The following is a 25,061-nucleotide window of genomic DNA, read 5'->3' on the forward strand; positions in this document are numbered from 1 at the left end:
AGGAGCCGCGCTGGGCCTTGGCCTGGGACCCGGGCCCGGCCCGGTGGTCGCGGTGCTCTGCGGGGCCGCGCTCGCCGCGCTCGCGATCCGGCGGAGACCCGGGGTCGGGGCGGCGGTGGTGGCCGCCGTGCTGTGCGGGGCCGTGGCGGCGGCGGTGGCGGCGCTGGGGCGGGCCGACCTGACGCGGGGGCCGGTGCCGGAGCTGGCGAAGGAAGGTGCCTTCGCACCGGTGACCCTGCGGGTGGACAGCGACCCGTCCGAGGTGGGAGCGGGCCCGGTGCGGACCGTGCTGCTGCGGGGGACGGTCGTGCGGGTGGGGCGGAGCCGGGTGCGGACTCCGGTGATCCTGCTGGCCGGCCGCGACACCCGGGCGTGGCTGGGGCTGATCCCGTCCACCACGGTCGCCCTGAGCGCCCGGTTCGCACCGCCCGGCGAGCAGGACCGGGATGCCGCCGCGGTGCTGCGGGCCACGGGGCCGCCGACGATCACCGGCCCGCCGAGCACCGCGCAGCACATGGCCGCCGGCCTGCGCGCGGGTCTGCGTGCCGCTGCCGCCCCGCTGCCGAAGGACGCCCGCCAACTGCTGCCGGGCCTGGTGGTCGGCGACACCTCCGCCCTCGATCCGGACCTGGCCGACGCCTTCCGGGTCACCGACCTGGCGCACCTCACGGCCGTCTCCGGCGCCAACCTCACCTTTGTGCTGATCCTGCTGATCGGGCCGCCCGGCCGGGCGATCAGGGTCGAACGCCGGGGGCTGGCGGCCGCCTTGGGTCTGCCGCTGCGGTGGACGGCGGGCGCGGGCGCACTCCTCACGCTGGGATTCACCCTGTTGTGCCGGCCGTCCCCGAGCGTGCTGCGGGCAGCCGTCTGCGGTCTGATCACGCTGCTGGCCATCGGCACCGGCCGCCGCCGATCGCTGCTGCCCGCGTTGGCCGCCGCCGTCCTGCTGCTGGTGCTCTATCAGCCCGGGCTGGCGCGGTCCTACGGCTTCACGCTCTCGGTGCTGGCCACCGGCTCACTGCTGACGCTGGCCCCGCGCTGGGGTGCGGCGCTGACGGCCCGCGGGCTGCCGGCGCGGCTGGCGGAGGGACTGGCCGCGGCTGCGGCGGCGCAGGCGGTGTGCGGGCCGGTGATCGTGCTGTTGTCGGCCCGGCTGAGCCTGGTGGGCGTCCCGTGCAATCTGCTGGCCGAGCCGGCGGTGGGCGCCGCCACGGTGCTCGGGTTCGCCGCTCTGCTGATCCGGCCCCTCGCCCCGGCGCTGGCGTACGCGCCGGCCTGGCTGGCGTCCTGGCCGACCCGGTGGATCGCGGCGGTGGGCCGCCACGGCGCCGCGCTCCCCGGCGCCGACATCGCCTGGCCCCAGGGCCGGCCCGGCGCCGTACTGCTCGCGGTGGTGACGGTCGCCGCGGTGACGTGCGGCAGGCAGCTGCTCCACCGCCCCTGGCCGGCCGCCGCCTGCGCGCTCCTGCTGCTGCTCGCGCTGCTGCGTCCGCTGCCCGTGCCCCTGCCGCGGCTGGTCGCGCGCTGGCCGCCGGACGACTGGCGGCTGGCCATGTGCGATGTCGGGCAGGGCGACGCGCTCGCGCTGTCGGCGGGACCGGGCGCCGCGCTGGTGGTGGACGCGGGCCCGGACCCGGCGGCGGTGGACCACTGCCTGCGGGACCTGCGGGTCACGTCGGTGCCGCTGCTGATCCTGACCCACTTCCACGCCGACCATGTGGACGGCCTTCCGGGGGTGCTGCGCGGCCGCAGGGTCGGCGCCATCGAGACAACGGTGCTGAACGAGCCCGCCGGGCAGGCCGCGGGGGTGCGGCGGGAGGCAGCGGCGGCCCGGGTGCCCATGGTGCGGGCGGTGGCGGGGGAGCGGCGGAGCCTCGGCCCGCTGGAGTGGCGGGTGCTGTGGCCACCGCCCGAGGCGGAGTCGTTGCCGGCCGACGATCCCAACGATGCCAGCGTCGCGCTGCTGGTGCGCGACGCCGGACTGACGCTGCTGCTGATGGGGGATCTGGAGCCGGACACGCAGCAGGAGTTGCTGGAGACGGTGCCGGACCTGCCGCACGTGGATGTGCTGAAGGTGGCGCACCACGGGTCGGCCTACCAGGATCCGGCGCTGCTCGCCCGGGTGCGGCCGCGGCTGGCGCTGATCAGCGTGGGGGCGGGGAATCCGTACGGCCACCCGGCGGCCAGGACGCTGGCGGCGCTGCGCGGGCTGGGCGCGGTGGTGCTGCGGACGGACCGGGACGGTCCGATCGCGGTCAGCGGTGCCGGCCCGGCGGGGCTGCGGACGGTCCTCAAGGAGTCCCGATGAGGAAAACCGTCGTCCCGCCGGCCGGACCGGCGAGCGGGCCGGTGCCGCCGCCCGGGACCGCTGAGCAGGGAAGCGGACGGTCCCGGGTCACCGCTCCAGCCAGCCGTCGTGTTCGGCGGCCAGCGTGTCCAGCGCGGCGGGGTCGAGACGGGCGGCCGGGTCCTCCAGGACGAGCAGCCACTGCGCGTCCTCCGCGTCGTCCTCGCCGGCCAGCGCGTCGCGGACCAGCAGGGGTTCCTCGGGCAGCGGGAAACGGCCGGCCAGCAGTTCGGCCACCTCCTCGGCCGTATCGCGGTCGGGCAGCACCAGGACATGTCGTACGTCGCTCACGGCCGCATTCTCCCCGATGTCCGCCGCCGGTCTGTCGGCCACCGGTCCGTGCGCCCCGGTCCGTGCGCCGCCGGTCCGTCCGCTTCGGCCGGGTCGTCGCGATCAGTGCCGGCCGCCCCCGGCCCGCGTTGTCGGACCTCCGTGGCATGCTGGGCGACACATGGCCAGAAAGACCGCTCCAGACGACCTGCTCGCTCCGCTCACCCTCGCCGTGGGCCAGGAGGATCTGCTGCTCGACCGCGCCGTGCGGGAGGTGGTGGCCGCGGCCCGGGCCGCCGACCCCGACACCGATGTGCGGGATCTGGCGCCCGAGGCGTTGCAGCCGGGCACGCTGGCCGAGCTGACCAGCCCGTCACTGTTCGCCGAGCGCAAGGTCATCGTGGTGCGCAACGCCCAGGACGTCTCGGCGGACACCGTCAAGGATGTCAAGGCGTATCTGGGGGCGCCCGCCGAGGAGATCACCCTGGTGCTGCTGCACGCCGGGGGCGCCAAGGGCAAGGCGCTGCTGGACGCCGCCCGCAAGGCGGGAGCCCGGGAGGTGGCCTGCCCCAAGATGACCAAGGCGGCCGACCGGCTGTCCTTCGTGCGCGGCGAATTCCGGGCCCTCGGCAGGTCCGCCACCCCGGAGGCGGCCCAGGCGCTGGTGGATTCCATCGGCAGCGATCTGCGGGAACTCGCGAGCGCCTGCTCGCAGTTGACGTCCGACGTGGACGGCACGATCGACGTGGCGGTGGTGGCCCGCTACTACACCGGCCGCGCCGAGGCCACCGGCTTCGAAGTGGCCGACCTCGCGGTGACCGGCCGGACCGCCGAGGCGCTGGAGCGACTGCGCTGGGCCCTGTCGGTCGGCCAGCCGCTGCCCGGCATCACCTTCGCGCTGGCCTCCGGGGTGCGTGCCATCGGCAAGCTCGCCTCCGCCCCGCGCGGCGCCCATCCCGGCCAGCTCGCCCGCGACCTCGGCATGCCGCCGTGGAAGATCGACCGGGTCCGCCAGCAGATCCGCGGCTGGACCGCGGACGGCGTCTCGGTGGCGCTGCGGGCGGTCGCCGATGCCGACGCGGCGGTGAAGGGCGGCAGCGCCGACCCGGCGTACGCCCTGGAGAAGGCGGTCGTCATCATCGCCCAGGCGTCCCGCGCCCGCGCCTGACCGCCTCCGCGCCTGACCGCCTCCGGTCCGACCCTCTGCGGCCTGCCTGCCCCGGCCTGCCCGCCCAGGCATCCCCGGCGCCGTTTCCCCGCCCGGTCACCCCGGACAGCGGCGAACCGCCCGCCCCGGGCTTCCCGGGACGGGCGGTTCGGCGTACGTCATGCAGGTTGGTGCAGATCCGCTGGTCGCGCCGCAGCCACGTGGCGAACGTCCGCGTGCGGCGCGGTTGGTCCGGGCGGTGCCGGTCCGGGCGGTAGAGGGGCCGCTGATTCCGGTTTCCGGCGGTGCTGTGGACCGTACCGAGGACGGAACTGATCAGGCCTGGAGCGCGGTGACCGACAGCGCCAGCGACGACTTCTTGTTGGCGGCCTGGTTCTTGTGGATGACACCCTTGCTGACGGCCTTGTCGAGCTTCTTGGCGGCCAGGCGGGCGGCGGCGGTGGCCTTCTCGGCGTCACCGGCGGCCACGGCCTCCCGGGTGCGACGGATCGCGGTCTTCAGCTCGGACTTGACGGCCTTGTTGCGCAGGCGCGCCTTCTCGTTGGTCTTGTTGCGCTTGATCTGGGACTTGATGTTCGCCACGAAAGAGCCTTCTCAGGTTCGTATCAACAGTGTCTACAAAGGATCCCCCGCGGTGTTGCCACGGGGTGCGGCCTCGGGTAGAGGGCACGAGGCACAGCGCCCCAGGCTACCAGCAGGCGGCCCGCGCTCCCAAACCGATGCCGGGCCCCGGCCATGGGACTATGGGGGACAACGTAACGCGTCTCATGAAGTCCTCAAGAGTCTCAAGAAACTGGACCCTGCGTGCCCGCGACCCCTTCCCACGTGCCGGAGCCGAGCCGTACCGACCCCGCGCTGCTCCGAAACTTCTGCATCATCGCCCACATCGACCACGGCAAGTCCACCCTGGCCGACCGGATGCTGCAGCTCACCGGCGTCGTCGACGTGCGGCAGATGCGCGCCCAGTACCTCGACCGGATGGACATCGAGCGTGAGCGGGGCATCACCATCAAGTCGCAGGCGGTGCGTCTGCCCTGGGCGCCGACGGCCGGCGACCTGGTGGGCAGCACCCACATCCTCAACATGATCGACACCCCGGGGCACGTGGACTTCACCTACGAGGTGTCCCGCTCGCTGGCCGCCTGCGAGGGCACCGTCCTGCTGGTGGACGCCGCCCAGGGCATCGAGGCGCAGACTCTGGCCAACCTCTACCTGGCGATGGAGAACGACCTCACCATCATCCCGGTGCTCAACAAGATCGACCTGCCGGCCGCGCAGCCGGAGAAGTTCTCCGAGGAACTGGCCAACCTCATCGGCTGCGACCCCTCCGACGTGCTGCGGGTCTCCGCCAAGACCGGTGTCGGCGTGGACGCGCTGCTGAACCGGGTGGTGCGGGACGTACCGGCCCCGGTCGGTGTCGCGGACGCCCCCGCCCGCGCGATGATCTTCGACTCGGTGTACGACTCCTACCGCGGCGTGGTCACCTACGTCCGGGTCATCGACGGCCAGCTCAGCAAGCGCGAGCGGATCCGGATGATGTCCACCGGCGCCACCCACGAACTGCTGGAGATCGGCACCAACTCCCCGGAAATGACGCCGGCCGACGGTCTGGGCGTCGGCGAGGTCGGTTATCTGATCACCGGGGTGAAGGACGTCCGGCAGTCCAAGGTCGGTGACACCATCACCACCTTGAACCACGGCGCGACCGAGGCGCTGGGCGGCTACAAGGACCCCAGGCCGATGGTCTTCTCCGGCCTCTACCCGCTGGACGGCTCGGACTACCCGGAGCTGCGCGAGGCACTGGACAAACTCCAGCTCAACGACGCGGCGCTGGTCTACGAGCCGGAGACCTCGGCGGCCCTCGGCTTCGGTTTCCGGGTCGGCTTCCTCGGCCTGCTGCACCTGGACGTGGTCCGCGAGCGGCTGGAGCGCGAGTTCGGCCTGGACCTGATCGCCACCGCGCCCAACGTGGTCTACCGGGTGGTGATGGAGGACGGTAAAGAGCACGTCGTCACCAACCCGAGTGAATTCCCGGAAGGCAAACTCGCCGAGATCTATGAGCCGGTGGTAAGGGCGACACTGCTGGCGCCGACCGAGTTCATCGGCGCGATCATGGAGCTGTGCCAGAACCGCCGCGGCTCGCTGCTCGGCATGGACTACCTCTCCGAGGACCGGGTGGAGATCCGCTACACCCTGCCGCTCGCCGAGATCGTCTTCGACTTCTTCGACAACCTGAAGTCCAAGACCCGCGGTTACGCCTCCCTGGACTACGAGCCCACCGGTGAGCAGAGCGCCGATCTGGTCAAGGTCGACATCCTGCTGCACGGCGACAAGGTGGACGCGTTCTCCGCCGTCACCCACAAGGACAAGGCGTACGCCTACGGGGTCCGGCTGGTCGCCAAGCTGCGCGAGCTGATCCCGCGGCAGAACTTCGAGGTGCCCATCCAGGCGGCCATCGGCGCCCGGGTGATCGCCCGCGAGACGGTGCGCGCCATCCGCAAGGACGTCCTCGCCAAGTGCTACGGCGGCGACATCTCGCGCAAGCGCAAGCTGCTGGAGAAGCAGAAGGAAGGCAAGAAGCGGATGAAGATGGTCGGCAATGTGGAGGTGCCGCAGGAAGCCTTCATCGCGGTGCTGTCGACCGACTCCGAGGGCGAGTCCAAGGCGAAGAAGTAGCTCCGGCGCGGGCACCCGTGCCGGCGTGCGCGGGCCGGCGGCAGGGAGGCCCACCGGCGGGTATGTGCTCTGCCTCCCGCTGGGTCGCCGGTGGTGGCAACCCGCCGGTCGTGCCCTCTTACGCGCCGGGCCTCGGCCCTCTACTCTGATCCGACGGATAGTTACTGGTGAGTTAATAAGAATGCTGCGCGTGCCCCGGAGGTTGTGGTGGTGACCGACACACAGATGTTGCTCGAGAATCGGCCGCCCTCCGTGGCCACCCTCTTCCTGGAACGGGTCGCCGCGACACCGGACGCGGAGGCCTACCGGTACCCGGTGCCGCCGGAGTCCGGTACGGGCCCCGACGGCTGGCAGTCGCTCACCTGGGCGGAGGCCGCCACCCGGGTCCATGCGATCGCGGCCGGTCTGATGGACCTCGGCGTCCGCCCCGAGGAGCGGGTGGCGCTGGCCGCCGGCACCAGCGTGGACTGGATCCTGGCCGACCTCGGCGTGCTGTGCGCCGGCGCCGCGACCACCACCGTCTACCCCACCACCAACGCCGACGAGACCGCGTTCATCCTGGCCGACTCCGGCAGCCGGGTGCTGTTCGCCGAGGACGCCCGCCAACTCGCCAAGGCCCGCGAGCGGCGCGCCGAACTGCCCGAGCTGGCGCACGTGGTGGTCTTCGAGCCGGCCGACGCGACGGACGCCGACGGCGACGGCTGGGTCCTGTCCCTGGCCGACCTGGAGAAGCGCGGCGCCGCCTACCTGGAGCAGCATCCCGACGCGGTGACCGGCGCGGTCGCCGCGCTCACCAAGGACCAGCTGGCCACGCTCATCTACACCTCCGGCACCACCGGCCGCCCCAAGGGCGTACGCCTCCCGCACGACGCCTGGTCGTACATGGCCCGCGCCATCCAGGCGGTCGGCCTGCTCGACGAGAACGACGTCCAGTACCTGTGGCTGCCGCTCGCGCACGTCTTCGGCAAGGTGCTCACCGCCGGCCACATCTCGGTCGGGCACGTCACCGTGGTGGACGGCCGCGTCGACAAGATCGTGGAGAACCTGCCGGTGGTACGGCCCACCTACATGGCTGCCGTGCCGCGCATCTTCGAGAAGGTCTACAACGGGGTCGTCGCCAAGGCCCGGGCGGGCGGCGCCGCCAAGTACAAGATCTTCCAGTGGGCCGCCGAGGTCGCCCGCGAGTACGCCAAGGCGACGCAGAGCAGCATGCGGCTCACCGGCGTACCGACCGCGCCGCTGCGCCTGCGCACCCAGCACGCGCTCGCCGACAAGCTGGTCTACGGCAAGCTGCGGGAGGCCTTCGGCGGGCGGCTGCGGGCCTGCGTCTCCGGCTCGGCCGCGCTCCCGCCGCAGATCGGCTACTTCTTCGCCGGCGCCGGCATCCACATCCTGGAGGGCTACGGGCTCACCGAGTCCAGCGCGGCGAGCTTCGTCAACCCCGGTGAGGCGTACCGCACCGGCACGGTCGGCAAGGCGCTGCCCGGGCTGGAGGTGCGCATCGCCGAGGACGGCGAGGTCATGCTGCGCGGCCCCGGCATCATGCAGGGCTACCACGGCCTGCCGGAGAAGACGGCGGAGGTGCTGGAGCCGGACGGCTGGTTCCACACCGGCGACATCGGTGAGCTCTCGCCGGACGGCTTCTTGAAGATCACCGACCGCAAGAAGGACCTGATCAAGACCTCGGGCGGCAAGTACATCTCGCCGGTCGAGATCGAGGGCCAGTTCAAGGCGGTGTGCCCCTACGTGAGCAACGTCCTGGTCGTCGGCGGCGGCCGCAACTTCTGTTCGGCGCTGCTGGCCCTGGACGAGCCGGCCATCCTCGCCTGGGCCGAGGAGAACGGCCTCGGCGGCCGGCCCTACCCGGAGGTCGTCGCCAGCCCGGAGGTCCGCTCCCTGATGGCGGACTACGTCCGCTCCGTCAACGACAGCGTGCAACGCTGGCAGGAGATCCGCCAGTTCCGCATCCTTCCCCGCGACCTCGACATCGAGCACGGCGACCTCACCCCGAGCATGAAGCTGAAGCGGCCGGTGGTGGAGCGGGAGTTCGCCCCGCTGATCGAGGAGATGTACGCGGGAGCGGTCGAGGCGTAGTCCGAGGCGTAGTTCGGGACGTTCGGATCATGGTGCGGCCCGGTCGCGGAAGAATCGCGGCCGGCCCGCACAACCGAGCGGTCCCGTGGATGGTCCAACCGGGCATCTACCGGAGGGATATCCATACTCATGCCTACGCCATCCACCCGCCGAACGGGCGCGGGGGGCGTTGTCCTCGGGCTGCTCGCCCTGCTGATGAGCCTGCCGGCCGGGGCCGCGACCGCCGCGACGCCCGACCCGCAGCCCCCGAAGGACGATCCCGGCTACGTGGTGCACGACTTCGAGGTCACGCCGGTGACGGCGAACTACGACCATCACACGGTCACCGTGACCGGCACACTGGCGGTCAACGACCCGAAGGCGGGTGCTTACCCCCCGGCGGCCGGACAGACGGTGGACCTGGTGGAGTGGGGGACCTCGCCAACCGACTCCCCGAACCCCGACGCCCCGGACGAGGTCGAATTCGACCGGCTGGGCACGGTGAAAACCGACGCCCAGGGCCACTTCCGACTGGCCGACGCCGTGATCGACCAGCGCCTCCCGCAGGTGACCGACTACCCCGACACGTACACGGTGCCGGTGTACGCGATGCGGCGGCTGGACCCCGCCGTCTACGGATCCTGGGGCGCCCACGCGGGCGTCCCGGTGACGTGCACGGCGAGCAAGACCCGATTCCGCGCGGACTACAAGGTCGGCCCGAAGATCGACGGGGCCCGCGAAGTCACCGCCGAAGGACTCTGGGAGCGGCAGGACGGCACGACGTGGAGGCCGTACCAGGGCGGCACCGTGGAGGTGACCTACCAGCCGGCCGAGCCCGGCTCCCCGCTCGCCTTCCACGGCAAGACCACACTCGGCGCCGACGGTCACTTCTCCTTGACGTTCACCGCGAAGGCCGACGGGCAGGCGACCAGCGTGGCAGCCTCGATCCCCGACGCGGACAACGCCTATATCGATCCTCCGGCCAGCCCTCGAGTCATCGAGGACATCAACGTCTCGAAGGCGGCCCCCACCACCAGCCCCACCCCCAGCCGGCACGGCACGCCCACCCCGAGCGTGTCCGCGCCCGGCGCGACCCCCACGGCCAACCAGCCGGGGGCGCTCGCCGCGACCGGCACCGACAGCTCGACCCTGCTTCTCGGCGGCGCCACCCTCGCCGTGGCCGGCACCGCCCTCGTCACCGCCGGCCGCCGCAGGACCCGCCGGCACTAGGCCGTGTCTGACAAATAGCGCCGTCCGCCCGCAGGGCGGGGCAGGCGGGATTTGTCAGACACGGCCTAGGAACCACGGCCGGTCCCGCCGAACCGGTGACTGCCGTGCGGGGCCGGCGCCGCTTCGGGAACCGCGCAGGTCAGCCGCCATGGCCGGGGTGGTCGGGGGGCGGTGGGGGCCGGATAGTAGCGGGGCGGACGGCATCGCGGGACACGTTTGCGGAAAGCGTGCTCTGACGAGGGAAAGGAAGTGACTGTGCGCACCCGAGGGGGCGCGGGGTGTCACGCTGTGCGGTGTGAGGCTGATTCCACCCCAGAGTCGCCCCGAGGGGGGCGTGCGGCAAGCCAGTGTGCCGGGCGACGAGCTGGCCGCCGGGGCGGCGCGGCGGTTCCTCCGGGCGACGCTCGCCGATTGGGCGGGCCAGGGCCTGCCGGACGGCGCGGGCTTCGGCGACCGTGTGCTCGATGACGCCACCTTGCTGATGAGCGAGCTGGTGACGAACGCCGTGGTCCACGCCGGTACCGCCGTGGACATCGTGTGCCGGCTCGACACGGAGTCCGCGCCGGCGCCCGGTCTGGTGATCGAGGTCGCCGACCGCCACCCCGGGCGGGTCCTGCGGGGCAGTACCGAACAGCCCGCGGACAGCCGGGAGGGCGGCCGGGGCCTGCACCTGGTCGCCGCGCTCTCCGACACCTGGGGCGTCACCTACCACCGGGACCGCAAGACCGTCTGGTGCCGCCTCGACCTGAGCGAGCCGGAGGAGTCCGAGCCGCCCACCGCCAGCGCGGACAAGGACCAGCCGCTGCTGGCCCCCACCGCGCCGCCGGAAGCGCCCCGCCGGGCCGACGCGGACTGGATCAGCCGCGGCAGCCTCACCTTCCTCGCCGAAGCCTCCGACCTGCTGGCCGGGCAGCTCGACGAGGACCACGTCGCCTCCCTCGCCACCCAGCTGCTGGTCCCGCGGCTCGCCGACTGGTGCGCGGTGTGGCTCTACCCGGTCGGCGCCGCGCCCCGCCTGTCGCGGGTCTGGCACAGCGCCGAGCACTGGATCGACCCGCTGCGGGCCGTGCTGGAAAAGGCCCCGTCGGCCCCCGCCGTCCGGGCCGGCGCGCAGCCGCTGATCTGGCCGGCCGTGTCCGACAAGGTGTGTGACCAGGGCGGCGCGCTCGCGCTGCCGCTGATCGCCACCGGCCGGTGCCACGGCACCTTGCTGCTGGGCCGGACCGGACCGCTCGGCCTGCGCGACGAGGCCACCGGCCTGATCGAGGACTTCGCCCGCCGGGTCGCGCTGGCCATGGGCACGGCCCGGCAGTACGCCCGCCAGGCCATGATCAGCACGGTGCTGCAGCGGGGCCTGCTGCCGCCCGCCACCGGCCGGATCCCGGGCGTCGAGCACGCCGTCGTCTACGAGCCGACGGCCGGCGACTGGGTCGGCGGCGACTTCTACGACCTCTTCCCGGCCGGCGACGGCCGCTGGTGCTTCGCGCTCGGCGACGTCTGCGGCTCCGGCCCCGAAGCCGCCTCACTGACCGGCATCGCCCGCCCGGTGCTGCGGCTGCTGGCGCGCGAGGGCTACGGCGTGTCCGATGTCCTGGACCGCCTCAACAAGGCACTGGCCGACGAGGCCACCACCGCGCTCATCGGCGAGACCGCGGCCTGGGACGGCGGTCAGGCCCGTTTCCTGTCGTTGCTGTACGGCGAGATCCTGCCGTACGCCCCGGCCCGCGGCGCCCGCTGCACGCTCGCGTCGGCGGGGCATCCGCTGCCGCTGGTCCTCGGCCCGAGCGGGGTGGTGCGGCCGGTGGCCACCCCGCAGATGCTGCTGGGCATTTCGGACGACGCCAGCTACCGGAGCGAGTCCTTCGACCTGGCCCCCGGTGACACCCTGCTGTGTGTCACCGACGGGGTGACCGAACGCCGCCGTGGGCGACGGCAGTTCGACGACGACGACGGATTGGCGGTGGTCCTGGGCGGCTGCGCCGGGCTGGACGCGTCCGGCGTCGCGCAGCGGATCCGGCAGGCGGTCTACGACTACGACGCGGCGCCGCCGTCCGACGATCTGGCGCTGCTGGTGCTGCAGGCGCAGTGAGCCGGCCCGCCCGCCCGGCCCGCCAGGCCCGCCCGCCCGCCGAGGTGGCCCGTGGAGCCGGCCGGCGGGGCCCGCCCGGCGCGTACCGGATACTGGGAGGATGCCTTCCGTACTGCCCGACGGTGAACCCGTACCCGCCGACGGCGCCCTGCCCCCGCACGCGCTGGACGGGGCCGCCGACCGGCCGCTCGGCTTCTACCTGCACGTGCCCTACTGCGCCAGCCGCTGCGGCTACTGCGACTTCAACACCTACACGGCGAGCGAGCTGCGCGGCTCCGGCGGGGCGCTGGCCTCCCGGGACAACTACGCGGACGCGCTGATCGAGGAGATCCGGCTGGCCCGCAAGGTGCTCGGCGACGATCCGCGCCCGGTGCGGACGGTCTTCATCGGCGGCGGCACGCCCACGCTGCTGCCGGCCGCCGATCTGGTGCGGGCGCTGGGCGCGATCCGGGCCGAGTTCGGGCTGGCGCCCGGCGCGGAGGTCACCACGGAGGCGAACCCCGAGTCCGTCGACCCGGGGTATCTGGCGGATCTGCGCGCCGGCGGCTTCAACCGGATGTCCTTCGGCATGCAGAGCGCGCGGCAGCACGTCCTGCGCGTCCTGGACCGCAACCACACACCGGGCCGGCCCGAGGCATGCGTCGCCGAGGCCCGCGCGGCCGGCTTCGACCACGTCAACCTCGACCTGATCTACGGCACCCCGGGCGAGACCGACGACGACTGGCGGGCCTCGCTGGACGCGGCGATCGGCGCCGGGCCGGACCACGTGTCCGCGTACGCGCTGATCGTCGAGGAGGGGACGCAGCTGGCGCGCCGGATCCGGCGCGGCGAGGTGCCGATGACCGACGACGACGTGCACGCGGACCGCTACCTCATCGCGGACGAGCGGCTCGCCGCGGCGGGCTTCTCCTGGTACGAGGTGTCCAACTGGGCCACGACCCCGGCCGGGCGCTGCACGCACAACGAGCTGTACTGGACCGGGGCGGACTGGTGGGGCGCCGGGCCGGGCGCCCACAGCCACGTCGGCGGCGTCCGCTGGTGGAACGCCAAGCACCCGGGCGCGTACGCGCAGGCGCTGGCGGAGGGGCGCAGTCCCGGCGCCGGCCGGGAGATCCTGACGGCGGAGGACCGCCGGGTCGAGCGCATCCTGCTGGAGCTCCGCCTGTCGGCCGGCTGCCCGCTGGACCTTCTCGCCGCGGCGGGATCGGCTGCCGCCGCCCGCGCGGTAAGGGACGGCCTCCTGGAGCCCGGTCCTTACGGCGAGGGGCGTGCGGTCCTGACCCTGCGGGGCCGGCTGCTGGCGGACGCGGTGGTGCGGGACCTGGTCGACTGACCGCCGGCCGCCCCCGCCGGCGCCCGTCCCGCCGCAGGCGCACCCGACCGCGGTGGCCCTGCGCGGCCGCACCGTCTACGTCACGAGCGCCGCCTACGTCACGGCCACCGGCCCCGACCTCGTCGTCGCCCGCTTCGACGCATAGCAGCCGAAGAGCGGGCAAGGCCGCTACGGCACCGTCACGAAATCGATCAGGCGTTCCACCGCCCCCAGCAGTTCGGGCCGCAGGTCGCGGTAGCTGGTGACCGAGGCGAGGATGCGCTGCCAGGCCTCGCCGGTGGTCAGGTCGGTCCAGCCGAGGGCGCGGCAGACACCGGACTTCCAGTCCTCGCCGCGGGGGACGCGGGGCCAGGAGGGGATGCCGACCGAGGACGGCTTCACCGCCTCCCAGACGTCGATGTAGGGGTGGCCGACGACGAGGACGTCCGGTCCGGTGACCGAGGCGGCGATCCGGGACTCCTTGGAGCCCGGGGCGAGGTGGTCGACCAGGACGCCGAGGCGGGCGTCGGGCGCGGGGGAGAACGCGGAGACGATGGCCGGCAGGTCGTCCACACCTTCCAGGTACTCCACGACGACGCCCTCGACGCGCAGGTCGTGGCCCCAGACCCGTTCGACCAGCTCGGCGTCGTGGCGGCCCTCGACGTAGATGCGGCCGGCGCGGGCGATGCGGGCCTTGGTGCCCGGGACCGCGATGGAGCCGGAAGCGGACAGCAGCGGGCCGCGGCGGGCGGGCACGGACGGCGGGCGGACCAGCGTGACGGGCCTGCCGTCGAGCAGGAAGGCGCCCGGTGTCATCGGGAAGACGCGGTGCTTGCCGAAGCGGTCCTCCAGGGTCACCGTGAGGCCCTCCGCGGTCTTCTCGACCCGCACCACGGCCCCGCAGAAGCCCGTACCGGCGTCCTCGACCACCAGGTCGGGCTCCGCGGCCACCTCGGGCGCGGGCGCCGCCTTCTTCCACGGTGGGGTCAGATCGCCGTCGTAACTCCTGCTGCGCATGGAGGAGATCGTAGCCACGCGGTCCGTGCCGCGGCCCCGCGGCGTGTCGTGGAGGGCGCGGTCCGGTTCCCCAGTTTTCGCGCCGGCGGCGGAGTCGTCATACGTTATGTCCAGATATGGCCGCGCGCCGACCGTGCACCGCTACGCCGCCGGGCTGCCCCGTACGGCCGACGCGCACGGCAGGGACGGGCCCCCGCCCTCGGCACACCGGAAGGGAGGAACACCGATGCGCTGGTGGTCCCGCCTCTCGGCCATGGAGGAACCCGCGGGAGCCAAGGGCGGCTGGGGACTGCTCGCGGGATCGGCGCTGGTGATCGTGGCCGTGCCGGTGGCGGACGCGTTCTTGCCGCACGGGATCCACCTCGCCCACATCCTGGTGGTGCCGGTCGCGCTCGTCTCCGCGTTCGGCGGACCGCGCCGGGGCTTCGTGACCGCGTTGGCGGCGGTGGCGTCGATCCTCGTCGCCAGCGCTGAGCGGCACGTCCTGTCCAGCGAGAACGTGATCGTGGAGCTGCTGTCCCTGGTGGTGCTCTCGGTGCTGCTGATCCTCTTCAGCCATCTGCGGGAGAAGCGGCTGCGCGAGCTGGAGCGGTTGCGCCGCGCGTCGGAGACCGCCCAGGGCGTGGTGCTGCGGGCGCTGCCGCCCCGGGCCGGGCCGCTCTTCATCGCCTCCGAGTACATGGCCGCCGAACTCGGCACCCGGGTCGGCGGCGACATGTACGCGGTGGCGCGGACCGAGGGCGCCACCCGGCTGCTGATCGGTGACGTCCGCGGGCACGGCCTGTCCTCGATCGGCGACACCGAGAGCGTGCTGGGCGCCTTCCGGGCCTCGGCCTATCGCCAGGGACCGCTGCCGGAGCTGGTCCAGTCGCTGGAGGACGGATTCCGCTGGAGCCTGACGGAGCTGCCCGAGGGCCCGTCGCAGACCGAGGTGGGCGAGCGGTTCGTGACGGCGGCGGTCATCGAGATCCCGGACGACGAGCCGTACGCCCACGTGGTCAACTGCGGTCACCCCTCTCCGCTGCTGCTGCACGACGGCGGCGCCACCTTGCTGAACGTGGCCGAGCCCGCGCCGCCGCTCGGGCTCGGCATGCTCGGCGGCATGGGCGAGAGCACCTACACCATCAGCACCTTCGCCTTCGGGCCCGGCGATCACCTGATCCTGTACACCGACGGCGTCACCGAGGCCCGCGATCCGCACGGCGTGTTCTATCCGCTGCTGGCCCGGGCCGTCACCTGGACCGGGGACCGGCCGCAGGCGCTGCTCCGGTCGATGACCGAGGACCTGCTGGCCCATGTGGCCGGACCGCTGGGCGACGACATGGCGGCCGTCGCCATCCAGCGCGACGACCGTATGCGCCCGGTCGGTTCGACGATCAGCCCGGACGGTCAGTGAGGCCGCACCCCGGGATCCGGGTCCTGCCCCCCGAAGCGTTCGGCGAGCGCGTCGCGCTGGGCGCGCAGGAAGCGCGCGTCCACCACCGCGCCGTGGCCGGGCACGTAGCGTCCCGTCTCCCCGCCGAGTTCCAGCAGCGCGTCCACCGCGGCCGCCCAGGCGCCCGGCACCGCGTCCGCGCCGGCCTGGGGCTCACCGGACTCCTCCACCAGGTCACCGCAGAAGACCACCGCCGGATCGCTGGCGCTGGCGCCCGGCACGACCACCACCAGATCGTGCCCGGTGTGGCCCGGGCCGGGATGCACCAGCCGTACCGGGCGCTCGCCGAGATCCAGGTCGAGCTCGCCGTGCACCGGCCGGCCCGGGAGCACCAGCGCGCCGGCCGCCTGTGCGGCCTCCAGCGGGTCGGTGCCGAGCTCCACCGCGTTCTCCCGCAGCGCCTCGCGTTCGCGCCGCAGATAGCCGTCCAGCGACGCCTGCCCGTACACCTCGGCGCCGGTGAACGCCGCCGTGCCGAAGACATGGTCGAAGTGCCCGTGGGTGAGGACGACGTGGGTGACCTCGCGGCCGGTCAGCGCCGCCACCTGCTGCCGCAGCTCCTCGCCCGCGCGCGGCGTGGCGCCGGTGTCGATCAGCAGCACGGCGTCCGAGCCGACCACCAGGCCGACCGTCACGTCCAGGCCGGGCAGCCGCCGGCGGGCCACCCCGGGAGCCAGGTGCTCCCACACCGAACTCCCGGCGCCCGGCTGCTGCGCGCTCTCCACGAAATCCACAGGGGCGACGCTATCGCCGTGACCGCGGGTACGCGCGCGGTGGTGACAACCTTGCTCCCGAGGTCGGCCCTCTTTCCGGCCCGCTCCCCGTCTCGCCCCGCGTCCTGCCCCGCGTTCTGCTCGCGTCCCGCCGCCGGTCGCGGCACGATCCGAAGCCGTATCGGAGCCGGTCTTGCCGACCCCTTGCCGCCTCGCCGTACACTTGCTGCGGGAAAGCTGGCACTCGAAATGGACGAGTGCCAGGCCGGAGCGGCTCAAGGCCCCACGGTTGGGAGGTGCGCGATGCTGAGCGAACGCAGACTCGAAGTGCTGCGTGCCATCGTTCAGGACTATGTCGGCACCGAGGAGCCGGTCGGGTCCAAGGCGCTGACCGAGCGCCACAGCCTGGGGGTGTCGCCCGCCACCGTGCGCAACGACATGGCCGTGCTGGAGGACGAGGGCTACATCGCCCAGCCGCACACCAGCGCGGGCCGTATCCCCACCGACAAGGGCTACCGGCTCTTCGTCGACAAGCTGGCCGGCGTCAAGCCGCTGTCGGGCGCCGAGCGCCGCGCGATCCAGAACTTCATGGGCGGCGCGGTCGATCTCGACGACGTGGTGGCCCGGACGGTGCGGCTGCTGGCCCAGCTCACCCGGCAGGTCGCGGTCGTGCAGTACCCCTCGCTGGTCCGCTCCTCGGTCCGGCACGTGGAATTGCTGTCGCTGGCGCCCGCCCGCCTCATGCTGGTGCTCATCACCGACACCGGACGCGTCGAGCAGCGGCTGATCGACTGCGCCGCACCGGTCGGCGAGACGGTACTGGCGGATCTGCGGGCCCGGCTCAACAGCCGGGTCGTCGGCCGCCGGTTCGCCGACGTGCCGCCGCTGGTGCAGGACCTGCCGGAAAGCTTCGACCCGGACGACCGCCCGGCGGTCTCCGGGGTGCTCGCCACCCTCCTCGAAACCCTGGTGGAGGAGAAGGAGGAGCGCATCATGCTCGGCGGCGCGGCGAACCTGACCCGGTTCAACCACGACTTCCCGCTGACGATCCGTCCGGTCCTGGAAGCGCTGGAGGAGCAGATGGTGCTCCTGAAACTCCTCGGCGAAACCGCGGACTCGACCATGACGGTCCGCATCGGGCATGAGAACTTTCACGAGGGCCTCAATTCCACCTCCGTGGTGGCGGTCGGCTACGGTTCGGGCGACGAGGCAGTCGCCAAACTCGGCGTGGTCGGACCGACCCGCATGGACTACCCCGGAACGATGGGAGCGGTACGCGCAGTGGCACGTTACGTCGGACAGATCCTGGCGGAGTCGTAAGTGGCCACCGACTACTACGCCGTTCTCGGCGTGCGCCGTGACGCAGGACCGGACGAGATCAAGAAGGCCTTCCGTCGGCTGGCCCGCGAACTGCACCCGGACGTCAATCCGGACCCCAAGACGCAGGAGCGGTTCAAGGAGATCAACGCGGCCTACGAGGTCCTCTCCGATCCGCAGAAGAAGCAGGTCTACGACCTCGGCGGGGATCCGCTGTCCGCCGCGGGCGGTGGTGGCGCCGGCGGCGCGGGCTTCGGGGCCGGCTTCGGCAACTTCAGCGACATCATGGACGCCTTCTTCGGGCAGTCGCAGCAGCGCGGACCGCGCTCGCGCACCCGGCGCGGGCAGGACGCGATGATCCGGCTGGAGATCGAGCTGGACGAGGCGGCCTTCGGCACCACCAAGGACATCCAGGTGGACACCGCGGTCACCTGCGGCACGTGCAACGGCGAGGGGGCCGCGCCCGGTACGTCGGCGCAGACCTGCGACATGTGCCGGGGCCGGGGCGAGGTGTCCCAGGTCACCCGGTCGTTCCTCGGTCAGGTGATGACGTCGCGGCCGTGCCCGCAGTGCCAGGGCTTCGGCACCGTGGTGCCCACGCCGTGCCCGGAGTGCGCCGGCGACGGGCGGGTGCGCTCGCGCCGCACGCTGACGGTGAAGATCCCGGCCGGTGTCGACAACGGCACCCGGATCCAGCTGGCCGGCGAGGGCGAGGTCGGCCCCGGCGGCGGCCCGGCGGGTGACCTCTACGTGGAGATCCGCGAAGTACCCCACCCGGTCTTCCAGCGCCGCGGCGACGACCTGCACTGCACGGTCACGCTGCCGATGACGGCGGCGGCGCTCGGCACCAAGTGCCCGCTGGAGACGCTGGACGGCATGGAGGAGATCGACATCCGGCCCGGCACCCAGTCCGGCCAGTCGATCCCGCTCCACCAGCGCGGCGTCACCCACCTGCGCGGCGGGGGCCGCGGCGACCTCGTCGTCCACGTCGAGGTCATCACCCCCCACAAGCTCGACGCGGACCAGGAGGACCTGATGCGGCGCCTGGCCAAACTCCGCGGCGAGGAACGCCCGACGGGACAGTTCGCCCCGGGCCAGCAGGGGCTCTTCTCCCGCCTCAAGGACGCCTTCAACGGCCGCTAGGCCCCTGCGGGGCGTGCGGGTGGATTGAGCCCGTCGGCGGGCTGCGGGTCGTGGTGCGTCGCCCGCGCAGTTCCCCGCGCCCCTGTGGCTTCGCCCCTGGCGGGGGGTGGGTGCGGGTTTGTGGGCGGGCTGCGGGTCGTGGTGGGTTGCCCGCGCAGTTCCCCGCGCCCCTGTTGGGTGCCCGGGGGCGCGGGTTCGCCCCTGGCGGGGGGTGCGGGTGGCTGGGCGGGGTTGGGGACGGGCCCCGTCAGGGGCGCGGGGAACTGCGCGAGCAGCCACGACGTGCCCGCGCTGGGGGACGCAGCTGAGTCCGGGTGGGCCCTGAGGGGGCGCGGGGAACTGCGCGGTCAGCCGCGATGTGCGCGTGCTGGGGGACGCACCGCAGTCCGGGCGGCCCCGTAAGGGGGCGTGGACCCGGGTGAGGCTCAGCGGCAGCGAAATGGCACGATGAGGACATGTCCGCGCTCACCGAGCTCTCCTCCCTTTCGGCTCACCCGATCATCCAGGCGCCGATGGCCGGCGGCGCGTCCAATCCGCAGTTGGCCGCCGCGGTGGGGGCCGCCGGGGGGCTGGGATTTCTGGCGGCGGGCTACAAGACGTCCGAGGCGATGTACCAGGAGATCCGGCAGCTGCGGGACCTGACCTCGCAGCCCTTCGGGGTGAACCTGTTCCTGCCGCAGCCGGGCACCGTCGACCGGTCCGCGGTCGCCGTCTACGCCGAGCAGCTGGCCGCCGAGGCCGCCTGGTACGCCACCGCGCTCGGCGACCCGGACACCGGGAGCGACGACGGGTACGACGCCAAGGTGGCGGTGCTGCTGGCGGACCCGGTGCCGCTGGTGAGCTTCACCTTCGGCTGCCCGGACCGCTCCGTGTGCGAGGCCTTCGCCAAGGCCGGCACGTACACCGTGGTCACCGTCACGTCCCCCGCCGAGGCGCTGGCCGCCCAGCGGGCCGGCGCGGACGCCGTCTGCGTCCAGGGCGTGGAGGCCGGTGGCCACCAGGGCACGCACCGGGACGACCCGCAGCTCGACGGCGCGGGGATCGGCCTGCTCTCCCTGATCCCGCAGGTCCGCGAAACCGTTCAGCTCCCGATCATCGCGGCCGGCGGCCTGATGCGGGGCAGCCAGATCGCCGCCGTGCTCGCCGCCGGCGCCGACGCCGCGGCACTGGGCACCGCCTTCCTGGTCTGCCCGGAATCCGGCGCCAACGTCCTGCACAAGCGGGCCGTCACCGACCCGGTGTTCTCCCGTACCGAGCTGACCCGCGCTTTCTCCGGCCGCCCCGCCCGCGGCCTGCTGAACCGCTTCATGCGCGAGCACGGCCCGTACGCCCCGCCCGGCTACCCGCAGGTCCACCACCTCACCTCCGGCCTGCGCCGGGCGGCCGCCGCGGCGAGCGACCCGCAGGGCATGGCGCTGTGGGCGGGCCAGGGCCACCGGCTGGCGCGCGAGCTGTCGGCCGGCGCCCTGGTCGAAACCCTTGTCGCCGAACTGCACGCCGCCCAGGAGACGCCCGCATGACCGCTCCGGTCTTCCTCGTCGACCCGGCCCTGCTCGACGGCTCGTCCCGCCGCCTGACCCTGGACGGCGCGGAGGGGCGGCACGCGGTGTCCGTGCGGCGGTTGCAGCCCGGTGAGCAGATCGTGCTCACCGACGGCGCCGGGCGGGGCGCCTACGGGGTGGTGGCCGGCACCGTCGGCAAGGATGTGCTCAACGTCGAGGTGCACGCCGTCCGGGAGGAACCCGAGCCGTCCCCCCGGATCACCGTCGTCCAGGCACTGCCCAAGGGCGACCGGGGCGAACTCGCCGTGGAGACCATGACGGAGGCCGGGGTGGATGTCATCGTCCCCTGGGCCGCCGCCCGTTGCGTCACCCAGTGGCGCGGTGACCGGGGCGCGAAGTCCCTGGCCAAGTGGCGTTCCACGGCCCGGGAGGCGGCCAAGCAGTCCCGCCGGCTCCGCTTCCCCGAGGTGGCCGACCCGCTGACCACCCGCCAACTGGCCGCCCTGCTCGGGGAGGCGGACTTCGCCGGGGTGCTGCACGAGGAGGGCTCCACCGCGCTGGCCGCGGCCGAACTGCCCGCCGCCGGCTCGCTGGTGCTGGTGGTCGGCCCGGAAGGCGGCGTCTCCCCGGAGGAGTTGACGGCCTTCGCCGCGGCGGGCGCACCGCCGTACCGCCTCGGCCCCACCGTGCTGCGCACCTCGACGGCGGGTGTGGCCGCCACCGCGCTGCTGCTGACCCGCACCGGGCGCTGGGGATAGCCGCCGCACCCGGTGCGGTGGGCCCGGCCTCAGACCGGGCGGAAGCCGAAGAGTTCCAGGTGCCCGCAGCCGGGGCAGCGGTAGGCGTCGATCTGCCAGCGCTTGCGGCCCATCCGCTTGGCGCCGCCGAAGATGCCGCGTTCCAGTGGGCCCGCGATCCAGCGCGCGTAGCCGCGGCTGTGCTCGCCGGAGTCCTCGATGAAGCCCGGCTCCAGGCCCCCCGAACCGCACAGCGTGCAGATGTAGTTGTCCACGGCACGAGGGTACGAGGGTACGTGGCCTGCGCCGCCCGTCCGCAGGAGGCGAGCGCGGCGGTCGTAAATCCGTGGGGGGCCCAGCGAACTGCGACATCCGCACTCCGATGTGGAGTTGATCCTGGTTAGGGTGTCGGAGTGACTCATCCGACACCCCAGACGCAGCCGGAGCAGCAACCCGCGGAGCGGCAACCGACGCGGCGCGAGCAGCAGTCGGGCCGGCGGGCCGGCCCGCAGCAGGCGCGGCAGGACGCCGCCGGGAAGCAGCCGGCGAAGCGGGCGGTCGCGAAGAAGGCGGCGGCCAAGAAGACGGCGGCCGCCAAGTCGGCGGCGAAGAAGACGCCGGCGAAGCGTCCGCCGGCCGGGAAGGCGGCCCCCGGGAAAGCCCCCGGGAAAGCCCCCGGGAAAGCGGCCCCCGGGAAGGCGGCCCCCAGAAAGAGGCGCCCGCCCCGCGCCCGGACCGCCGGGCCGCGCCCGCCTCCTACCTCCGCAATCCGCACCCCTTCGGTGAGCTGATCGCCTTCACCGCCGAGGACGACGTGTGGATCGCGCCACTGGACGGCGGCCGGGCCTGGCGGGTCAGCGCGGACAACATGCCGGTGGGGCGGCCGAGGATCGCGCCCGACGGTGAGACGGTCGCCTGGACCTCGACACGCGACGGCGCGCCCGAGGTGCATGTGGCGCCCGTCGACGGAGGCCCGTCGCGGCGGCTGACGTACTGGGGCAACAGCCGTACGTCGGTGCGTGGTTGGACCCCGGACGGGGAGCTGGTGGTGATCACCACCGACGGCCAGGCGTCGCTGCGCCGCAGTTGGGCCCGGGTGGTGCCGCTGGACGGCGGGCCGGCCCGGACCCTGCCGTACGGGCCGATCGGGGACCTGGCCTTCGGGCCCGGCGGCGCGGTGCTGCTGCAGTCGGCCACGATGGGCCGGGAGGCCGCGTACTGGAAGGGCTACCGGGGCGGCACCGCCGGGAAGCTGTGGCTGGACCCGGACGGCGGCGGCGAGTTCCACCGGGTGCACGGCGCACTGGACGGCAACATCGAGTGTCCGATGTTCGTCGGCGACCGGATCGCCTTCCTCAGCGACCACGAGGGCCAGGGCGCGGTCTACTCCAGCGCGCCGGACGGCTCCGACCTGCGGCGGCACTCGCCGCTCGGCGGGTTCTACGCGCGCCACGCGGCCACCGACGGCGACCGGATCGCCTATACGGCGGCCGGCCGGCTCCACCTGCTGACCGACCTCGACGCGGCGGCCGACCCGGACGACCCGGAAGCGGCCGCGGCCCGCGAACTGCGCATCCGCCTCGGCGGCCAGCGCGCCGACCTTCAGCCCCACCCGGTCCGCGCCGCTCACCACGTGGGCGACGCCCGGCCCGACCACACCGGTCGGGGCAGCGCGGTGGAGATCCGCGGCACCACGCACTGGATCACCCACCGCGGCGGCCCGGCCCGCGTCCTGGCCGCCGAGCCGGGCGTACGGACCCGGCTGCCGCGGGTGTTCTCGCAGGGCGGCGACGGCGACCAGCAGGTGGTGTGGGTCACCGACGCGGACGGCGACGACGCGCTCGAACTCGCCCCGGCCACCGGACTGCCGGCGGGCGCCTCCGCGCGCCGGCTGGCCGCCGGGCGGCTCGGCCGGGTGCATGAAGTGGAGGTCTCGCCGGACGGGCACCGGATCGCGGTCGCCTCGCACGACGGCCGGGTGCTGCTGGTGGAGACGCAGACCGGCGAGGTGCGCGAGGTGACGGCCGGCGACGCCGGCGACGCCACCGACCTGGCCTTCTCGCCCGACTCCGGGTGGCTCGCCTGGTCGCACCCCGGCCCCGGCTCCCTCCGCCAGATCAAGCTGGCCTCGACCGCCGACCTGACCGTGGTGGACGCCACCCCGCTGCGCTTCCACGACTTCGCGCCCGCGTTCACCGCCGACGGCCGGCATCTGGCGTTCCTGTCCGAGCGGGCCTTCGACCCGGTCTACGACGCCCACGTCTTCGACCTGTCCTTCCCCAACGCCTGCCGCCCGTACCTGATGACGCTGGCCGCGACCACGCCGTCGCCGTTCGGACCGCAGCGGTACGGCCGGCCGTACGACGACGAGGACGGCGACGGGGCCGGCCCGGACGGCCACGGGCACGGCTCCGGACCGGGGGGCGGATCCGGGGACGAGAGGGACGCGGACGCGGACAAGGACGGCAAGGGCAAGGGCGACCGGCCCCGCACCCCCGCGACCGCGGTGGACGCCGAGGGCCTCGCCGACCGGATCGTGCCCTTCCCGGTCGAGGCCGGCCGCTACTCGCGGCTGGCCGCCGCCAAGGGCGGGGTGCTGTGGCTGCGGCACCCGCTGGTCGGCGTGCTCGGCTCGGCACTGGCCGGGCCCGACGCCCATCCGCCGAACACGCTGCTGGAGCGCTACGACCTGACGCAGTTGCGGACCGAGGAAATCGCCGACGACGCGGACGACTTCGCGGTCACCGGCGACGGCGGCAAGGTGCTCATCAGCAACGCCGGCCGGCTGCGCATCTCGCCCGCCGACAGCAAGGCCGAGGACGACGCGGACCATTCGACCACCGTCGACCTGTCCCGGATCCGGGTCACCGTCCGCCCCGGCGACGAGTGGCGGCAGATGTACGCCGAGACGCACCGCCTGATGCGCGACAACTTCTGGCGCGCCGACATGAACGGTCTGGACTGGGACGCGGCCGGCGAGCGCTACCGGCCGCTGCTGGACGCCGTCGCCACCCACGACGACCTGATGGACGTGCTCTGGGAGCTGCACGGGGAACTGCGCACCTCGCACGCGTATGTCTCGCCGGCCGGCGGCTACCGCGACCCGCTGCACCGGCAGGGGCTGCTGGGCGCGGACATCTCCCGTACCCAGGAAGGTGGTTGGCGGATCGACCGGGTGCTGCCCGGCGAGTCCTCCGATCCGCACGCGCGCTCCCCGCTGGCCGCGCCGGGCGTCGCGATCCGGACGGGCGACCTGCTGCTCGCGGTCGACGGGCACCCGGTGGACCCGCTGGCCGGGCCCGGACCGCTGCTGGTCGGCACCGCGGGCCAACCGGTGGAGCTCACCGTCCGGCCGGCGGCGGGCGGGGCGGTCCGGCAGGTGGTCGCGGTACCGCTGGCCGACGAGGAGCCGCTGCGGTACCACGACTGGGTGGCCGACCGCCGGGCCCATGTCCACCAGGCGTCCGGCGGCCGGCTCGGCTACCTGCACGTCCCGGACATGGTGAGCAGCGGCTGGGCCGAACTCCACCGCGACCTGCGGGTGGAGGTGGCCCGCGAGGGACTGGTCGTGGACGTCCGCGAGAACCGCGGCGGCCACACCTCGCAGCTGGTGGTCGAGAAGCTGGCCCGCCGCATCGTCGGCTGGGACATCCCGCGCGGCGCCCACCCCTTCAGCTATCCGCAGGACGCCCCGCGCGGCCCGGTGGTGGCGGTCGCCAACGAGTTCTCCGGCTCCGACGGCGACATCGTGAACGCGGCGATCAAGGCGCTCGGCATCGGCCCGGTGGTCGGTACCCGCACCTGGGGCGGCGTCATCGGCATCGACAGCCGCTACCACCTGGTGGACGGCACCGGGGTCACCCAGCCCAAGTACGCCTTCTGGCTGGAGGGTTACGGCTGGGGCGTGGAGAACCACGGCGTCGACCCGGACATCGAGGTCCTGCACACCCCGCAGGACTGGGCGGCGGCCCGCGATCCCCAACTCGACACGGCGATCGCGCTGGCGCTCTCCGCGCTGGAGGACATCCGGCG

At 73.7% G+C, this 25,061-nt stretch carries 18 protein-coding genes; 13 read left to right on the forward strand and 5 right to left on the reverse strand.

The annotated features are described in order from the left end of the window. Positions 1 to 2,308: ComEC/Rec2 family competence protein (locus GA0115240_RS14975; protein ID WP_370673339.1), on the forward strand; the 2,308-nt coding region annotated here is incomplete at its 5' end. Positions 2,309 to 2,395: 87 nt separating this feature from the next. Here the strand turns inward: GA0115240_RS14975 and GA0115240_RS14980 are convergent. Continuing rightward, on the reverse strand, positions 2,396 to 2,638 hold the full coding sequence (locus tag GA0115240_RS14980) for a hypothetical protein (protein ID WP_093737182.1): 243 nt from the start codon (positions 2,636 to 2,638) through the stop codon (positions 2,396 to 2,398). A gap of 160 nt (positions 2,639 to 2,798) precedes the next feature. On the opposite strand from GA0115240_RS14980, the gene holA reads away from it, so the two are divergent. Further along, a complete protein-coding gene (gene holA, locus GA0115240_RS14985; protein WP_093737167.1) occupies positions 2,799 to 3,785 on the forward strand; it encodes a DNA polymerase III subunit delta in 987 nt (328 codons plus the stop codon). Between the two features lie 315 nt (positions 3,786 to 4,100). Here holA and rpsT read toward each other — a convergent pair whose 3' ends face one another. After that, positions 4,101 to 4,367, reverse strand: a complete 267-nt coding sequence (gene rpsT, locus GA0115240_RS14990; protein ID WP_093737168.1) for a 30S ribosomal protein S20 — start codon at positions 4,365 to 4,367, stop codon at positions 4,101 to 4,103. A gap of 222 nt (positions 4,368 to 4,589) precedes the next feature. On the opposite strand from rpsT, the gene lepA reads away from it, so the two are divergent. From lepA to hemW, 5 genes are all read left to right on the forward strand, one after another. Next, entirely contained in the window at positions 4,590 to 6,461 is a 1,872-nt protein-coding gene (lepA, locus tag GA0115240_RS14995) for a translation elongation factor 4 (RefSeq protein ID WP_093737169.1), read from the forward strand. A 210-nt stretch (positions 6,462 to 6,671) separates the two neighbouring features. Continuing rightward, positions 6,672 to 8,555, forward strand: coding sequence for an AMP-dependent synthetase/ligase (locus GA0115240_RS15000; RefSeq protein ID WP_093737183.1), 1,884 nt, complete (start codon positions 6,672 to 6,674; stop codon positions 8,553 to 8,555). Positions 8,556 to 8,684: 129 nt separating this feature from the next. Beyond that, the gene (locus GA0115240_RS15005; RefSeq protein WP_141708840.1) at positions 8,685 to 9,764 is read left to right on the forward strand and encodes a hypothetical protein; all 1,080 of its coding nucleotides are present in this window, start codon (positions 8,685 to 8,687) and stop codon (positions 9,762 to 9,764) included. Positions 9,765 to 10,098: 334 nt separating this feature from the next. Further along, on the forward strand, positions 10,099 to 11,853 hold the full coding sequence (locus GA0115240_RS15010; protein WP_093737171.1) for a SpoIIE family protein phosphatase: 1,755 nt from the start codon (positions 10,099 to 10,101) through the stop codon (positions 11,851 to 11,853). Positions 11,854 to 11,953: 100 nt separating this feature from the next. Continuing rightward, complete coding sequence (gene hemW, locus GA0115240_RS15015) at positions 11,954 to 13,186, forward strand: radical SAM family heme chaperone HemW (RefSeq protein WP_093737172.1); 1,233 nt, start codon at positions 11,954 to 11,956, stop codon at positions 13,184 to 13,186. Between the two features lie 168 nt (positions 13,187 to 13,354). On the opposite strand, the gene GA0115240_RS15020 is transcribed toward hemW, so the two are convergent. Beyond that, positions 13,355 to 14,182 carry a DUF3097 domain-containing protein gene (locus GA0115240_RS15020; RefSeq protein WP_093737173.1) on the reverse strand — a complete coding sequence of 276 codons (828 nt, stop codon included), beginning with the start codon at positions 14,180 to 14,182 and terminating at the stop codon, positions 13,355 to 13,357. 226 nt (positions 14,183 to 14,408) lie between these two features. Between GA0115240_RS15020 and GA0115240_RS15025 the strand changes: the two genes are divergently transcribed. Beyond that, positions 14,409 to 15,578, forward strand: a complete 1,170-nt coding sequence (locus GA0115240_RS15025) for a PP2C family protein-serine/threonine phosphatase (protein WP_161302226.1) — start codon at positions 14,409 to 14,411, stop codon at positions 15,576 to 15,578. Here the strand turns inward: GA0115240_RS15025 and GA0115240_RS15030 are convergent. After that, positions 15,572 to 16,342, reverse strand: a complete 771-nt coding sequence (locus GA0115240_RS15030; protein ID WP_176725084.1) for an MBL fold metallo-hydrolase — start codon at positions 16,340 to 16,342, stop codon at positions 15,572 to 15,574. The genes GA0115240_RS15025 and GA0115240_RS15030 overlap by 7 nt on opposite strands. 291 nt (positions 16,343 to 16,633) lie before the next feature. On the opposite strand from GA0115240_RS15030, the gene hrcA reads away from it, so the two are divergent. The 4 genes from hrcA (at position 16,634) to GA0115240_RS15050 (ending at position 21,050) form a co-directional block, all read left to right on the forward strand. Then, a complete protein-coding gene (gene hrcA, locus GA0115240_RS15035) occupies positions 16,634 to 17,650 on the forward strand; it encodes a heat-inducible transcriptional repressor HrcA (RefSeq protein ID WP_093737175.1) in 1,017 nt (338 codons plus the stop codon). Next, positions 17,651 to 18,790, forward strand: a complete 1,140-nt coding sequence (gene dnaJ / locus GA0115240_RS15040; protein WP_093737176.1) for a molecular chaperone DnaJ — start codon at positions 17,651 to 17,653, stop codon at positions 18,788 to 18,790. It begins immediately after the preceding gene. A 455-nt stretch (positions 18,791 to 19,245) separates the two neighbouring features. Next, positions 19,246 to 20,310, forward strand: coding sequence for a nitronate monooxygenase (locus GA0115240_RS15045; RefSeq protein WP_093737177.1), 1,065 nt, complete (start codon positions 19,246 to 19,248; stop codon positions 20,308 to 20,310). Next, entirely contained in the window at positions 20,307 to 21,050 is a 744-nt protein-coding gene (locus GA0115240_RS15050; protein ID WP_093737178.1) for a 16S rRNA (uracil(1498)-N(3))-methyltransferase, read from the forward strand. Before GA0115240_RS15045 ends, GA0115240_RS15050 begins: the two co-directional genes overlap by 4 nt. 29 nt (positions 21,051 to 21,079) lie before the next feature. Here GA0115240_RS15050 and GA0115240_RS15055 read toward each other — a convergent pair whose 3' ends face one another. After that, positions 21,080 to 21,304 (reverse strand): hypothetical protein, encoded by a 225-nt coding sequence (locus GA0115240_RS15055; RefSeq protein ID WP_093737179.1) that lies wholly within the window; start codon positions 21,302 to 21,304, stop codon positions 21,080 to 21,082. Positions 21,305 to 21,843: 539 nt separating this feature from the next. On the opposite strand from GA0115240_RS15055, the gene GA0115240_RS15065 reads away from it, so the two are divergent. Further along, positions 21,844 to 25,061: S41 family peptidase (locus tag GA0115240_RS15065; RefSeq protein ID WP_256069813.1), on the forward strand; the 3,218-nt coding region annotated here is incomplete at its 3' end.

Origin of the sequence: Streptomyces sp. DvalAA-14 (genome assembly GCF_900091855.1) — a bacterium.
Lineage (GTDB): Bacteria > Actinomycetota > Actinomycetes > Streptomycetales > Streptomycetaceae > Actinacidiphila.

Coding starts and splice junctions, on each gene's coding strand:
- holA (WP_093737167.1), top strand. CDS start 2,799: ATGGCCAGAAAGACCGCTCCAGACGACCTGCTCGCTCCGCTCACCCTC.
- GA0115240_RS15005 (WP_141708840.1), top strand. CDS start 8,685: ATGCCTACGCCATCCACCCGCCGAACGGGCGCGGGGGGCGTTGTCCTC.
- hemW (WP_093737172.1), top strand. CDS start 11,954: ATGCCTTCCGTACTGCCCGACGGTGAACCCGTACCCGCCGACGGCGCC.
- GA0115240_RS15020 (WP_093737173.1), bottom strand. CDS start 14,182: ATGCGCAGCAGGAGTTACGACGGCGATCTGACCCCACCGTGGAAGAAG.
- GA0115240_RS15025 (WP_161302226.1), top strand. CDS start 14,409: ATGCGCTGGTGGTCCCGCCTCTCGGCCATGGAGGAACCCGCGGGAGCC.
- hrcA (WP_093737175.1), top strand. CDS start 16,634: ATGCTGAGCGAACGCAGACTCGAAGTGCTGCGTGCCATCGTTCAGGAC.
- GA0115240_RS15045 (WP_093737177.1), top strand. CDS start 19,246: ATGTCCGCGCTCACCGAGCTCTCCTCCCTTTCGGCTCACCCGATCATC.
- GA0115240_RS15050 (WP_093737178.1), top strand. CDS start 20,307: ATGACCGCTCCGGTCTTCCTCGTCGACCCGGCCCTGCTCGACGGCTCG.